Raw genomic sequence first — 13,118 nt, forward strand, 5'->3', positions numbered from 1 at the left:
CTCCCCCGACGAACACCGACACTTCCAGATCATCGAAAAATACGGCGTCACCATCTATTACACCGCGCCCACCTTGATCCGCACCTTCATGAAATGGGGGCGTGAAATCCCCGACGCACACGATCTGAGCACCCTGCGAGTGCTCGGCTCCGTCGGTGAACCGATCAATCCCGAAGCATGGCGCTGGTACCGAGAAGTGTTCGGCGCGAACAAGACTCCGATCGTCGATACCTGGTGGCAGACCGAGACCGGCGCGATCATGATCTCGCCGCTGCCGGGCGTCACCGCGACCAAGCCCGGCGCGGCGATGGGTCCATTGCCCGGGATCTCAGCGACGGTCGTCGACGAAGAGGGCAACCCGGTGCAGCTCGGGGAAACCGAGGCCAACGGATACCTCGTGCTCGACAAGCCGTGGCCGTCGATGCTGCGTGGCATCTGGGGCGACATGGATCGCTACCGCGCCACCTACTGGGAGCGCTACGCCGAGCAGGGGTGGTACTTCGCGGGCGACGGCGCCAAGCTCGACGCCGACGGTGACCTGTGGGTGCTCGGCCGGGTCGACGACGTCATGAACGTCTCCGGGCATCGCATCTCCACCGCCGAGGTCGAGTCCGCGCTGGTGGGGCATCCGGCCGTCGCCGAGGCCGCGGTGGTCGGCGCCACGGACGCGACCACCGGGCAGGGGATCGTCGCCTTCGTCATCCTCACCGGTGAGGCAGCGGGGTCGGCGGGGCCCGAGCTCGTCGCCGAGCTGAAGGCGCAGGTGTCCAAGGAGATCAGCCCCATCGCCAGGCCGCGTGAGATCCACATCGTGCCGGAGCTGCCCAAGACTCGCAGCGGCAAGATCATGCGCAGGCTGCTGCGCGATGTGGCCGAGGGACGCGAGCTCGGCGACACCTCGACGCTGGTCGATCCGGGCGTTTTCGAGGCCATTCGTACCGAGAGCACATGACGTGCACCCGGCCGGCGACACCCGATGTCACCGGCCGGGTCCGTTAGGATCACGTCAAGGTGTGCCGGGAAGTCTGGTCGGCATGCGGTCGTGAATCGAGTTGATGAGCGCCCGCAGCTCAGTCGACCCCTGCCGGAAGGCTTGCCCTTGATCACGCGCGTTCGCTCGGAGCTCACCCGCTATCTCCGCACCGAGACGGTGGGCGGTGCGCTACTTCTCGTGGCCGCCGCGGTGGCCCTGATCTGGGTGAACTCGCCGTGGAGCGCGAGCTATCAGACGATGATCGACACCCAGCTCGACATTTCCGCGCTGCACCTCGACCTCACCCTGGCCGACTGGTCCAAGGACGGGTTGCTCGCGATCTTCTTCTTCGTCGCCGGGCTCGAGCTCAAACGCGAGTTCGCCGTCGGTGAGCTGGCCGACCCGAAACGGGCCGCGCTGCCGATCATCGCCGCGGTGGGTGGTGTGATCACCCCGGCCGTGATCGCGCTGGCGGTGGGCCACGGCGTGCCCGGCATGGACAAGGGCTGGGCCATTCCCGTCGCCACCGATATCGCCTTCGCCCTCGCGATCCTCGCGATGACCGGTTCGAGGATTCCCGCCAGCGCGCGGGTGTTCCTGCTGAGCCTGGCCGTGGTCGACGACCTGCTCGCCATCATTCTCATCGCGGTGCTGTTCACCGCCTCGCTGTCGCTGCTGTGGCTGGCCGCCGCGATCGCCTGCTGCGGCGCGTGGGCGCTGGCCCAGAAGCTGCGACTGCACACGCCGCTGTTCTACATTCCGGTCGCGCTGGTGTGCTGGTACTCGCTGCACGAGGCGGGCATTCATCCGACGCTGGCCGGTGTCGCGCTGGGGCTGCTCACCAGGGTCCGCAAGGATCCCGGCGAGAAAACCGCGCCCGCGACGCATCTCGAGCATGTGGTGCAACCGATCTCGGCCGGGTTCTGCGTGCCGGTGTTCGCACTGTTCGCCTCCGGTGTGCCACTCAACAGCGAGGTGTTCGGATCACTGTTCACCGACCGGCTCTCACTGGCGATCATCCTCGGGCTGTTGCTCGGCAAAACGATCGGGATCTTCGGTGTGAGCTGGGTGGTTATCAAGCTCGGCTGGGCGAAACGCCCAGGCGGACTGGAGTATCGCGACATGTTCGCCCTGTCGGTACTCGGCGCGATCGGGTTCACCGTTAGCCTTCTCGTGGCGGAACTCGCGCTCACCGACGTCGGCACCGATGCAGTCGATCTTGCCAAGGCCGCCGTTCTGGTGACCTCGATGGCAGCATCGCTGATCGGATCGGCGCTACTGTTGCGCCGAGGACGTGTGCACCAGGCGCGCCGCGATGCAGACCAGTTACCACAGGGAGAAGGGTCGACGAAGTGAGTTACACCCAAGGCGGAAATGACGGTCGGACGGTCACTTCGATCCCGTTGACCGACGCCAATCCGCCCGGATCGGCGAGCATCGGCAGCCTCGTGCGCGATGCCACCGAGCAGATGTCGACACTGGTTCGCGCCGAGGTGGCGCTGGCCAAGGCCGAGGTCACCGGTGAGATCAAGAAGGGCCTCACCGGCAGCGTCTTCTTCATCCTCGCGCTGACAGTGCTGCTGTTCAGCTCGTTCTTTTTCTTCTTCTTCCTCGCCGAGCTGCTCGACATGTGGCTGTGGCGCTGGGCCGCGTTCCTGATCGTGTTCCTGCTGATGGTGCTCACCACTGCCTTGCTGGCATTGCTGGGGTGGCTCAAGGTACGGAAGGTGCGCGCGCCGGAGAAGACGATCGGCTCGCTCAAGCAGGCCGCCGAGGTGCTGCCCGCGGCGTTCACCCACCGCGACGCGGCCGACGCGCATGCGGCCATCGGATCTCGCGGTGCGGGCGCCACTTCGCTGGACAAGTCGAGCAACCGATGACGCGCCGGGCGGGCCCGGTCGCAACAGCCGGACCCGCCCACTAGGCTCGATCGGCGTGTCGGCTAACTCATTCCCGGATCCCTCCAGCGTCCGTTTCGACGGACCGTGGACCCACCGGGACGTGCACGCCAACGGAATCAGATTCCATGTCGTCGAAGCCGACGGTACGGACCGCTCCGAGGCGCCCTTGGTGCTGCTTCTGCACGGTTTCGCCGACTTCTGGTGGTCGTGGCGGCATCAGCTCACCGCACTCGCCGACCACGGGTACCGCACTGTCGCGGTGGACCTGCGCGGCTACGGCGACACCGACAAACCACCGCGCGGCTACGACGGGTGGACCCTCGCCGGTGACATCGCCGGACTGATCCGGGCACTCGGACACACCGAGGCCACGCTTGTCGGACACGCCGAAGGCGGACTGGTCTGCTGGGCCACCGCTGTGCTGCATCCGCGACTGGTCCGCTCGATCGCACTGGTCAGCTCGCCGCATCCCGCCGCGCTGAAGAGCGCTGTCCTGCGCGATCCGGCGCAACGCGCGACCTGGCTCCCCGATTTCCTGCGGTATCAGCTGCCCCGCTATCCCGAGAACCTGCTCACCCGGCGTGGTGGAGCCGAGGTCGAACGGCTGCTGCACGATCGGGTCGGTGAGCCCTGGTCACGCAGTGCGGAATTCGTCGAGACCGCGTCGCGGATGCGCCATGCCATCCGGATTCCGGGGGCAGCGCACAGTGCGCTGGAATATCAGCGCTGGGCCTTTCGCAGTCAGTGGCGGCCCGACGGTAAGCGGTTCATGGCCACGATGCGCACGCCGATCGACATTCCGGTACTGATGTTGCGCGGTGAGCACGATCGGTATCTGTTGGATGCCACATTCCAGCGTGGCGAGGTGTGGTCTCCCCATCGGACGCTGGTGTCGATTCCCGATGCCGGGCATTACGCGCATCAGGAGAATCCGGGCAGGGTGAACGAGGTGCTGACTACGCGCTGGCGCGAGCAGAACGGGGTGAACGGGTCGCCTTATGACGACCTGGTCTCTCCGTAAGTTGGAGCTAGGGCATATCGGGTTTGACCGGGTCCGGGTTGCTGGGGGCTGTGTTTTTGGAGCGCTGGCGCGCTCGAGCGGGGCCCTTCGGGCCCCCGATCTTCCCTCCCTACGGGTACTCCTTCGTCGCACCCTTCGGTCAGTCCAGATCGGGGCGGGCCCCTTTGGGTAGAGACATACGGGGTGAACCTGGCCCGGGGGGAGGGGATGATCAGGTCAGGACGCAGGCGCCGGTGTTCACCGGGGCGCTGCTCGGGGCTGCGGCTTTCAGTTCTGAGGCGACTTCGTTCAGGGTGAGCACGTAGCCCGTGTCGTCGTCGGTGACGGCCGCGCCGAAGACCACGCCGAGCAGTTGTCCCTCGGCGTCGACCAGTGGTCCGCCCGAGTTGCCGGCCCGGACCTGGCCGCGGACGGTGTACACCTCACGCTCGACGGTGCCGTCGCGGTGGATGGTCGGGCCGGTGAGGTCGAGGGTCTCGCGCACGCGAGCGGCGCTGGCCGTGTACGGCCCGCCACCGGGGTAACCGAGCACGATCGCGCTCTCGCCCGAATCCGCGGGCTCCGGGGCCTGTTTCAGGACAGGGGCGGTGAGCCCGGGTACCGCGAGGACCGCGATGTCCTTGGACGGGTCGAACAGCACCACGGTGGCGTCGAGCGCGCCACGGGCGGTATCGACCGACACGGTGTTGGTGCCAGCGACGACGTGCGCGTTGGTCATCACACGTTCCGGCGCGACGATGAAGCCCGAACCCTCCAGCGCCCGCTGGCAACTCGGTGCCGTGCCGCGGATGCGCAGCACGCTCTGCTGCAACGAGGCCGCCACCGGGCTCGCCAGTACGGACGGATCCGGTGGTTCGACGGCGGCGATCGGCGCGCGGCCGAACGGGCCGATCACATCGGGCAGACCGGAGGTGTCGAGCAGCCTGGAGAATTCGTTGGGTACCTTGCGCAGCCAGTCCGGCGCGACGGAGTTGACGTCGGCGAGAACCTTCGACCCGTTGATCGCGGCGGCGACCGCGGGTTGGGACGCGGTAGCCAGCGGCAACGCGAGCAGCCAGGCCGCGACCAGCACGGTCACCGCCTGCAACATCGCACCGACGACGCTGTCCACGCTGCGCGCGACCGGCTGACGGATGCTGGTGCGCGCGGCCCGGCCGAGCACCATGCCCGCGACCTCGCCCACGATCACCAGCAGCACGATCAGCAGGATGCCGCCGAGTACCCGACTGCGGCCCTCACTGAGGTGTTTGAGGATGTGCGGTGCGATCAGAATGCCCGCGACCGCGCCCAACGCGACGCCGAAGAACGCCAGCGCCGACGCCACCGCGCCTTGCCGCCAGCCGGTGGACGCCGCGACCAACGCGATCAATACCACCGCGATATCGAGCCATACCGAGGCGCTCACAGGGTCATTCCGACCGCAGCCAGCGAGCTCTCCAGGTCACGCACGTCGCCCCGATCCCAGCTTCTTTCCCACCCAGCGGATTTGATGATGCCGGCGAGGATACCGCCGGTGAGTCCCCACACCAGCATGCCGTCGACCTGGAACGCGGGGCTCTGGTAGCCGAGACTGCCACGCACCATGAATCTGTGTGCTGGATCGAGCAATTCGGCGAGCGGCACACGCACGACACGCTCGGTTTCGCCCTGATCGACGACGCGGACCGCACTGGGTGCCCGCCAATAGCCGAGTACCGGAGTGACATCGAATTTCGACGGCGGCACGAACAGTTTCGGCAGCAGCGCGAACGGCTCGACGCCCGAGGGGTCGAGACCGGTTTCCTCGGCTGCCTCGCGCAGCGCGGTGCCGACCGGGCCTCCGTCGCCGGGATCCTCGGCGCCGCCGGGGAACGCGATCTGGCCGCGGTGCTGGCGCATCGTCGAGGCGCGCTGGGTGAGCAGGACGTCGGCGTCGGCGGGCACGCCGCCGGGGGCCGACTCGTCGGCGTCGGGCGAGCCGCCGAACAGCACGAGGACGGCGGCCTGGCGTGGTTTGCCGGTGATCGACATGGCCCGGCGTAGTGCGCGGGAGGTAGCGAGGGTGTCGTCGGCATCGGGGCCGCCGGTTCTGGTCGCGGTGCGCAACCAGGGGGGAATGCCGGAATCGTCGAGCCTCGCTACATCGTTCACGCCATCGCCTTCGATCCGCACGCCACCATTACGTCTTCTGTCATACCGTTACACCGAGCTTCGCGGCTACCGTATCCGCGATGTCGGCCACGTCGGCAAAGGTACGCACCTCCACACTCGCGATGGTGCCATCGGCCCGCACCAGTACCGAAACGGGCAGGACCGCGGGCGCACCCACCGCGCTGCGCACCGCGGCCTGCGGATCCTCGACACCGGGCAGGGTGATGCCGAGCCCGCTCAGCCGCGACAGTGCCTTCGCCTCGTCGGGATCGCTGTGCACGGTCATGACCGTGAGTTCCGAACCTGCCCGCTGCGCGAATTCCTGCAGGTGGGGCAGCTCGATGGCGCAGGGGCCACACCAGTAGGCCCACAGATTGAGCAGTGCGGGCTTTCCGGCAAGGGCAGCCGCGAGATCAACGGGCTTTCCATCGGCCAGACAGCTCAGCGTGAGACCGGACAAGGGACCCGACCCGGTCGCCGTCGCGGTCGCCGGTGCCGGGCACGGCGCCGACCCCGCCGCTGCTCGTTCCTCGGCCGACACGCCCGACGCCTGTCGCGATGTCTGCGAAACGGTGCCTGCGGTCTCGGCGCCCTCACGCGGCCACAGCGCGACCGTGGCCGCCGCGACCAAGATCACCGCGGCGAGCACCCAGCGCAATGCGGGCCGCCGCAGCAGCAAGGGTTCGCTCACAGGCCGACCATATTCAGCAGGTGTTCGCGCTCGGGCCCCTTCACCAACTCCGCGGCCACCGCAGGATCGGTCGGGCCGAGCCCGAACGAGGGGCAGTCGGCAGCGAGCACACACGCGCCACAGGCCGGTTTGCGCGCATGGCACACCCGGCGCCCCTGGAAGATCACCCGGTGCGAGAGCATCGTCCAGTCCTTGCGCTCGAACAGCGCGCCGACCGCGTGCTCGACCTTGACCGGATCTTCTTCGTCGGTCCACTTCCAGCGGCGCACCAACCGTCCGAAGTGGGTGTCGACGGTGATGCCAGGAACATCGAACGCGTTGCCGAGGATGACATTGGCGGTCTTGCGCCCGATGCCGGGCAATTTCACCAATTCGTCCAGAGTGTGAGGCAACTCACCGTCGTATTTTTCGATCAGCGCCTGGCCGAGCCCGATCAGCGAACTGGTCTTGTTCCGGTAGAAGCCGGTGGGCCTGATGTATTCCTCCAGCTCCACCCGGTTGGCCTGCGCGTAGTCGTAAGCGCTGCGGTACTTCGCGAACAGGGCCGGAGTGGTGAGGTTGACCCGGACGTCGGTGCACTGGGCGGACAGGATCGTCGCGACGGCCAGTTCCAACGGAGTGGTGAAGTCGAGCTCGCAGTGCGCGTCGGGGAACGCCTCGGCGAGCGTGCGGTTCATCCGACGTGCGCGGCGAACGAGTCCGATCCGCGTTTCCGCAGCTATCGCACGGTTCTTACGCTTGCGGGCGGCGGTGATGCCGGTGGGCGCGGCGGCCGTTTCCACGGCCGGATCGGCATCGCCCGCGGCGGCGGGGGCAGGGGAAACGGGCACTGCTTCACCATACGGAACCACTACGACAACATTGCCCGGCCAGTTTGCCCGCTGTGTTCCATCTGAGACCTGGACCGTGTTTACTGCCAGTCATGCAAGGACTCGCTGTGGTGCTCTTCCCAGTGCTGTTGATGCTGTTCGCGCTGGGGATGGAGCGGGTCGAGAATCGGCTCCGAAAGCTTCTCGAACCCGACGAAGAGGTTCAGCAGTACCTGGACAACGCAAGCAACGCCGAAGTGAAAGAGCTGACGAAGCTCGGCCTGCCCGCCGCCGTGGCGCGCGTGCGCAAGCGCCGTTCCCGCACCTCCGAATTGGATGTGGCCCGGGCAAGCTGACCGATAGATAAACGATCGATTCTCAACGCGCAATCCACTCTTTACGTGGTGTCTGTCACTGCGGTGCCGGAATGCCGCGTAGACTGCGCGGTTGGTCGATTCGCTCGACCAGGTTCGCAAGCCATATCCCATAAGGAGCACATTCGTGGACGAGGCCCTCGCCAGAGCAGGCATCTTCCAAGGCGTCGAGCCCACCGCGGTGGCCGCGCTCGCCAAGCAGCTGCAGCCGGTAGATTTTCCGCGCGGCCACGTCATCTTCAACGAGGGCGAACCCGGCGATCGGCTGTACATCATCACGACGGGCAAGGTGAAGATCGGCCGACGGTCCCCGGACGGCAGGGAGAACCTGCTGACCATCATGGGTCCGTCCGACATGTTCGGTGAACTGTCGATCTTCGACCCGGGCCCGCGTACCTCGACCGCAACCACGGTCACCGAGGTCCGCGCCGTGACGATGGATCGCGACGCTCTCAAGTCGTGGATCGATCAGCGCCCCGAGATCGCTGAGCAGCTGCTGCGCGTGTTGGCACGACGCCTTCGCCGCACCAACAACAACCTCGCCGACCTGATCTTCACCGACGTGCCAGGTCGCGTCGCCAAGGCGCTGCTGCAGCTCGCACAGCGTTTCGGCACCCAGGAAGCGGGCGCGCTGCGCGTGACCCACGACCTGACCCAGGAAGAGATCGCCCAGCTGGTCGGTGCTTCCCGGGAAACCGTCAACAAGGCGCTCGCCGACTTCGCTCATCGCGGGTGGCTGCGGCTCGAGGGCAAGAGCGTGCTGATCTCGGATTCCGAGCGTCTGGCACGTCGCGCTCGCTGACGTTCTAACACAAGGCCGTTCCGGTACGACGGGACCGCGTCTGCGTGTGGGCTGCGAGGAGAGGGCCTCGTCCACACCAGCGCGGTTTTGTCGTGCCGGGACGTCTGCGTTGTCGCCGTGACACGACTCGATCGCCGAGCGAGCAAGCGTCGGCGATCGAGTCGGTATCAGTTCTGTTCGGCCCGCAGATATTCCAGCTGCGCCTGCACGGAACTGCGTGCGGCGGGCCACAGCCGTTTGTCCACATCGGCGTACACCTTGCGGACCACCGCCAGGGCGCCCGCCTCGGAACCCAGTTCCACCAGCGCGGCCCGCACCTGATCGAGCCGCTCACGCCTGTGGTCGAGGTAGTACTGCACCACCGGTACCGCATCGGGATGATCGGGCCCGTGCGCGGGCAGCAATGCCTTGCCCTCGCCCAGCTCACGGAGCTTTTCCAGCGACGCGAGGAAGTTCGCCAGCGCACCCGGCGCGGATTCGAGCACCGTGGTGCCACGGCCGAGGACCGTGTCACCGGTGAGCACCGCGTCGTCGAGCAGCAGACTCACCGAATCGGTGGTGTGTCCCGCCGTGCCGAGCACCGTGATCCCCACACCGGCGACCTCGATGACCTCGCCGTCGGCCAACGGCACGACCGCACCGCGCAGATACGCCGGATCCACCGAACGCACCGGCGTCCCGGTGGCCTTCACCAGGTGATCGATACCGCCGGTGTGATCGTGATGGTGATGGGTGATCAGGGTCAGCGCGATCCGGCCGCCGGTGGCCTCGACGATGGCGGCGGTGTGTTTCTTGTCCCTCGGTCCCGGATCGACGACCACGTAGGAGTCGCTGTCCGAGCCGCGCAGCAGCCAGGTGTTGGTTCCGTCGAGGGTCATCTGACCGGGGTTGTCGGCCAGAAGTACCGATGCTGTCGAGGTGACCTGCCTGACCTGGCCGTACGCGGGATGTTCTGATGCCATGACGGCTACCTATCCGACCTCGACGATCAATTCCACCTCGACGGGCGTGTTCTTGGGCAGTTCCGAGACGCCCACCGCCGAGCGCGCGTGCACGCCCGCCTCGCCGAACACCTCACCGAGGAACTCCGACGCGCCGTTGATCACGATCGGCTGATCGCCGAATCCGGGCGCCGAGGCGACGAATCCGACGACCTTCACGACCCGCACCACCTGGTCGAGTCCGACCAGATCGTGCACGGCGGCGAGCGCGTTCAACGCGCACAGCCGAGCTGCCTCCTTGGCCTGCTCCACATCCACCTCGGCCCCGACCTTGCCGACCGCCGACAATTCACCGTCGACGAAGGGCAACTGGCCGGAGGTGTACACCAGCGAACCGGTGCGCACAGCGGGGATGTAGGCCGCGACAGGAGCGGCGACCGGCGGCAGCGTGACACCGAGCCGGTCGAGCGCGTCCTTCCACGCGGTGGCCACGGCTACTTCTGCCGCTTCAGGTAGGCGACGTGCTGTTCTCCGGTCGGTCCTGGCAGCACCGAAACCAGCTCCCAGCCGTCGGACCCCCACTGGTCGAGGATCTGCTTTGTCGCGTGCGTCAACAGCGGCACGGTCGCGTACTCCCACAGGGTGACTTCACTCATGGTGTGAGTTTAGGACTCACCCCGAACGCCTGGGAGAAACGGGTTATAGGCTCGGCGACGTGGGAGCACCAACAGTAGAGCCGGTTTCGTCGGTTCCCGAACCGTCGACCGGATGGCCACAGCGCGCGGCCAAGGCCCGCTTGCACTACGTGACCGGCAAGGGAGGCACCGGCAAGTCGACCGTTTCGGCCGCACTCGCACTCGCGCTCGCCGCGGGGGGACGCAAAGTGCTGCTGGTCGAAGTCGAGAGTCGCCAGTCCATCGCGCAACTCTTCGACCGGCCACCGTTGCCGCCCACCGAGACCCTGATCGCCAGCGCCGACGGCGGTGGCGAGGTGACGGCGCTGGCCCTGGACATCGAGTACGCGTTCCTCGAATACCTCGACATGTTCTACAACCTCGGCTTCGCGGGGCGGGCGATGCGCCGGATGGGCGCCATCGAGTTCGTCACCACCATCGCGCCCGGTCTGCGCGATGTGATCCTCACCGGCAAGATCAAAGAATGTGTGGTGCGGGTCGGCAAGGACGGCAAACCCGCCTTTGACGCCATCGTCGTCGACGCGCCGCCGACCGGCCGGATCGCCGGGTTCCTCGACGTCACCACGGCCATGGCCGAGATCGCCAAGGGCGGCCCGATCGCCTCGCAGGCAGAGGGCGTGTCCAAGCTGCTGCACTCCGGTCAGACGATGATCCACCTGGTGACGCTGCTCGAGGCGCTGCCGGTGCAGGAGACCGCCGACGCGATCGCCGAACTCACCGCCGACGATCTACGGATCGGCACGGTGATCGTCAACCGGGCGGCCACCGCCGAGCTCACCCCGACCCAGCGTGACGCGGTCGTGGCGGGCGAACTCGACACCACCGCCATCGCCGCCGAACTGGCGAAGGCCGGCATCGTCCTGTCCGAGTCGGACTTCGACGGCCTGATCGCCGAAACGATCGACCACGCGACGGTGCTCACGGCGCAGAACGTGAGTGCCGCCGAACTGGCGCAGATCGATGTCCCCCAGCTGTCGCTGCCCGCCCTCGGCGACGGCATCGACCTGGGCGGCCTCTACGAATTGGCCGAACAGCTATCCGCGCAGGGAGTCCGATGAGCGAGCACGTTTCCACCCCGCCCTTATTGGACGTTTCGAAGATCATCGCCGATCCGAACGCCAAGGTGATCGTGTGCTGCGGGTCCGGCGGGGTCGGCAAGACCACCACCGCGGCCTCGATCGCGCTGCGCGCGGCGGAATCGGGTCGCAAGGTGGTGGTGCTGACCATCGATCCGGCGCGCAGGCTGGCACAGTCGCTCGGCGTGGCCGAGCTGGACAACAACCCGCAGCGCGTGGAACTCGGTCCCGAGGTGCCCGGCGAGCTGCACGCGATGATGCTGAACATGCGCCGCACCTTCGACGACATGGTGCTCGAGCACACCAGCGCGGACAAGGCCGAGCAGATCTTCGCCAATCCGATCTATCAGACGGTGGCGTCCTCGTTCGGCGGCACACAGGAATACATGGCGATGGAGAAGCTCGGCCAGCTGGCCGCGCGCAAGGAGTGGGACCTGATCGTGGTCGACACTCCCCCCTCGCGCAACGCGCTGGATTTCCTCGACGCGCCCAAACGGCTCGGCACCTTCCTCAACGGCAAGATGATCCGGTTGATCATGGCGCCGGGGCGCGGTGTCGGCCGGATCGTCACCGGGGCGATGAGCCTGGCGATGCGTGGAGTGTCGACCATCGTCGGTGGGCAGATGCTCAAGGACGCCTCGACGTTCCTGCAGTCGCTGGAATCGCTGTTCGGTGGGTTCCAGGATCGGGCCGAGCGCACCTTCGCGATGCTGTCCAAGCCGGGCACCCATTTCCTGGTGGTCGCCGCGCCGGAGCCGGACGCGCTGCGCGAGGCGTCGTTCTTCGTCGACCGGCTGTCGACCGAGAAGATGCCGCTGGCCGGTCTGGTGCTGAACCGGACCCATCCCGCGCTGTCGGAGCTGTCCGGCGACCACGCGCTGACCGCGGCGGACCAGCTGGCCGATTCCGACCCGCTGATCGTCTCGGTGCTGCGCATCCACGCCGATCGGGTGTCGACGGCAGCACGGGAGCGGCGGCTGCTGCATCGGTTCACCGGGGCGCATCCGCACGTGCGGATCGTCTCCGTGACGGCGCTGCCTTTCGAGGTTTCGGACCTCGAAGCGTTGCGCGCGGTAGGCGATCAACTGACAGGTACTCCGGCTTCGGCCTGACTGATTCAGACAAATCCGCTATAGCTGACAATCCGGTAACACTCACGAACGGCGCCGATTCCGCAAACCATGCGGTCTCGGCGCCGTTTGTGATAGCGACCCGGTCTCGTCGGCTAGATGGCCACCTGGTGCTGCCGCTGGGCGTTGAAGAACTCCGCCCACGACGTCACGTCGGGATGCTGTTTGAGCAGCGCACGCCGCTGTCGCTCGGTCATCCCGCCCCACACTCCGAACTCGACCCGATTGTCGAGCGCATCGGCGCCGCACTGCATCAGCACCGGGCAGTGCCGGCAGATCGTTGCCGCCTTGCGCTGCGCCGCACCGCGAACGAACAGCTGATCAGGGTCCACTTCCTTGCATCGCGCCTGGGCAACCCAAGCGATCCTTGCCTCGGCCTGCTCTACATCCAGTCGAGCGATGGGGGTTGTGATGTGCATTTGATGTGCCCCTTTGCAGTCCGAACACCGTTGTGCGGCGCTCCAGAATCGCGAGCGCGGATCACAGCAACCCAACTACCGCTGCGGCCCGCACCACATTCCACTTTGAGTGTTAGCTCTATCACACTGGGTTCTCAATCTAGGTAAAGGTATGGC

At 67.0% G+C, this 13,118-nt stretch carries 16 protein-coding genes; 8 read left to right on the plus strand and 8 right to left on the minus strand.

The features are described from left to right. The 4 genes from ASD42_RS27660 to ASD42_RS27675 form a co-directional block, all read left to right on the plus strand. A partial coding sequence (locus ASD42_RS27660; protein ID WP_156677609.1) for an AMP-binding protein occupies positions 1-952 on the plus strand: 952 nt, incomplete at its 5' end. A gap of 147 nt (positions 953-1,099) precedes the next feature. Then, positions 1,100-2,329: a Na+/H+ antiporter NhaA gene (nhaA, locus tag ASD42_RS27665; protein WP_056821909.1), complete on the plus strand. Its 1,230-nt coding sequence runs from the start codon at positions 1,100-1,102 to the stop codon at positions 2,327-2,329. Further along, on the plus strand, positions 2,326-2,853 hold the full coding sequence (locus tag ASD42_RS27670) for a phage holin family protein (RefSeq protein ID WP_056821912.1): 528 nt from the start codon (positions 2,326-2,328) through the stop codon (positions 2,851-2,853). Before nhaA ends, ASD42_RS27670 begins: the two co-directional genes overlap by 4 nt. Positions 2,854-2,908: 55 nt before the next feature. Beyond that, positions 2,909-3,895 carry an alpha/beta fold hydrolase gene (locus ASD42_RS27675; RefSeq protein WP_056821914.1) on the plus strand — a complete coding sequence of 329 codons (987 nt, stop codon included), beginning with the start codon at positions 2,909-2,911 and terminating at the stop codon, positions 3,893-3,895. A gap of 211 nt (positions 3,896-4,106) precedes the next feature. Here the strand turns inward: ASD42_RS27675 and ASD42_RS27680 are convergent, their stop codons facing one another. Genes ASD42_RS27680 through nth form a run of 4 tightly spaced genes read right to left on the minus strand, consistent with a single transcriptional unit; the run spans position 4,107 to position 7,471 of the window. After that, complete coding sequence (locus tag ASD42_RS27680; protein WP_056821917.1) at positions 4,107-5,300, minus strand: MarP family serine protease; 1,194 nt, start codon at positions 5,298-5,300, stop codon at positions 4,107-4,109. Beyond that, entirely contained in the window at positions 5,297-6,025 is a 729-nt protein-coding gene (locus ASD42_RS27685) for an NUDIX hydrolase (protein ID WP_235569855.1), read from the minus strand. Before ASD42_RS27685 ends, ASD42_RS27680 begins: the two co-directional genes overlap by 4 nt. A 40-nt stretch (positions 6,026-6,065) precedes the next feature. Then, positions 6,066-6,716 (minus strand): TlpA family protein disulfide reductase, encoded by a 651-nt coding sequence (locus tag ASD42_RS27690; RefSeq protein WP_235569856.1) that lies wholly within the window; start codon positions 6,714-6,716, stop codon positions 6,066-6,068. Further along, on the minus strand, positions 6,713-7,471 hold the full coding sequence (nth, locus tag ASD42_RS27695) for an endonuclease III (RefSeq protein ID WP_056822715.1): 759 nt from the start codon (positions 7,469-7,471) through the stop codon (positions 6,713-6,715). The genes ASD42_RS27690 and nth overlap by 4 nt, the downstream gene beginning before the upstream one ends. 167 nt (positions 7,472-7,638) lie before the next feature. Here nth and ASD42_RS27700 point away from each other — a divergent pair, with 167 nt between their 5' ends. Together ASD42_RS27700 and ASD42_RS27705 are read left to right on the plus strand one after the other, a co-directional pair. Next, on the plus strand, positions 7,639-7,881 hold the full coding sequence (locus ASD42_RS27700) for a hypothetical protein (RefSeq protein WP_056821920.1): 243 nt from the start codon (positions 7,639-7,641) through the stop codon (positions 7,879-7,881). Positions 7,882-8,026: 145 nt separating this feature from the next. Continuing rightward, a complete protein-coding gene (locus tag ASD42_RS27705; protein ID WP_040703546.1) occupies positions 8,027-8,701 on the plus strand; it encodes a Crp/Fnr family transcriptional regulator in 675 nt (224 codons plus the stop codon). Between the two features lie 167 nt (positions 8,702-8,868). Here the strand turns inward: ASD42_RS27705 and ASD42_RS27710 are convergent, their stop codons facing one another. From ASD42_RS27710 to ASD42_RS34600, 3 genes are read right to left on the minus strand one after another with little or no spacing between them, the layout of a single operon-like run. Further along, positions 8,869-9,663 (minus strand): MBL fold metallo-hydrolase, encoded by a 795-nt coding sequence (locus ASD42_RS27710; RefSeq protein WP_056821922.1) that lies wholly within the window; start codon positions 9,661-9,663, stop codon positions 8,869-8,871. Between the two features lie 9 nt (positions 9,664-9,672). Continuing rightward, positions 9,673-10,134: a RidA family protein gene (locus ASD42_RS27715; protein WP_056821924.1), complete on the minus strand. Its 462-nt coding sequence runs from the start codon at positions 10,132-10,134 to the stop codon at positions 9,673-9,675. A gap of 2 nt (positions 10,135-10,136) precedes the next feature. Next, the gene (locus tag ASD42_RS34600; protein ID WP_101464811.1) at positions 10,137-10,298 is read right to left on the minus strand and encodes a DUF4177 domain-containing protein; all 162 of its coding nucleotides are present in this window, start codon (positions 10,296-10,298) and stop codon (positions 10,137-10,139) included. 59 nt (positions 10,299-10,357) lie between these two features. Between ASD42_RS34600 and ASD42_RS27720 the strand changes: the two genes are divergently transcribed. Both ASD42_RS27720 and ASD42_RS27725 read left to right on the plus strand, forming a co-directional pair. Then, entirely contained in the window at positions 10,358-11,395 is a 1,038-nt protein-coding gene (locus ASD42_RS27720; RefSeq protein ID WP_056821926.1) for an ArsA-related P-loop ATPase, read from the plus strand. After that, positions 11,392-12,525: an ArsA family ATPase gene (locus ASD42_RS27725; RefSeq protein ID WP_056821929.1), complete on the plus strand. Its 1,134-nt coding sequence runs from the start codon at positions 11,392-11,394 to the stop codon at positions 12,523-12,525. The genes ASD42_RS27720 and ASD42_RS27725 overlap by 4 nt, the downstream gene beginning before the upstream one ends. 113 nt (positions 12,526-12,638) lie before the next feature. Here the strand turns inward: ASD42_RS27725 and ASD42_RS27730 are convergent, their stop codons facing one another. Beyond that, positions 12,639-12,962 (minus strand): WhiB family transcriptional regulator, encoded by a 324-nt coding sequence (locus ASD42_RS27730; RefSeq protein WP_056821932.1) that lies wholly within the window; start codon positions 12,960-12,962, stop codon positions 12,639-12,641. Positions 12,963-13,118 lie beyond the last annotated feature (156 nt).

Origin of the sequence: Nocardia sp. Root136 (assembly GCF_001427185.1) — a bacterium.
Lineage (GTDB): Bacteria > Actinomycetota > Actinomycetes > Mycobacteriales > Mycobacteriaceae > Nocardia > Nocardia salmonicida.

Coding starts and splice junctions, on each gene's coding strand:
- ASD42_RS27700 (WP_056821920.1), top strand. CDS start 7,639: ATGCAAGGACTCGCTGTGGTGCTCTTCCCAGTGCTGTTGATGCTGTTC.
- ASD42_RS27710 (WP_056821922.1), bottom strand. CDS start 9,663: ATGGCATCAGAACATCCCGCGTACGGCCAGGTCAGGCAGGTCACCTCG.
- ASD42_RS34600 (WP_101464811.1), bottom strand. CDS start 10,298: ATGAGTGAAGTCACCCTGTGGGAGTACGCGACCGTGCCGCTGTTGACG.
- ASD42_RS27725 (WP_056821929.1), top strand. CDS start 11,392: ATGAGCGAGCACGTTTCCACCCCGCCCTTATTGGACGTTTCGAAGATC.
- ASD42_RS27730 (WP_056821932.1), bottom strand. CDS start 12,962: ATGCACATCACAACCCCCATCGCTCGACTGGATGTAGAGCAGGCCGAG.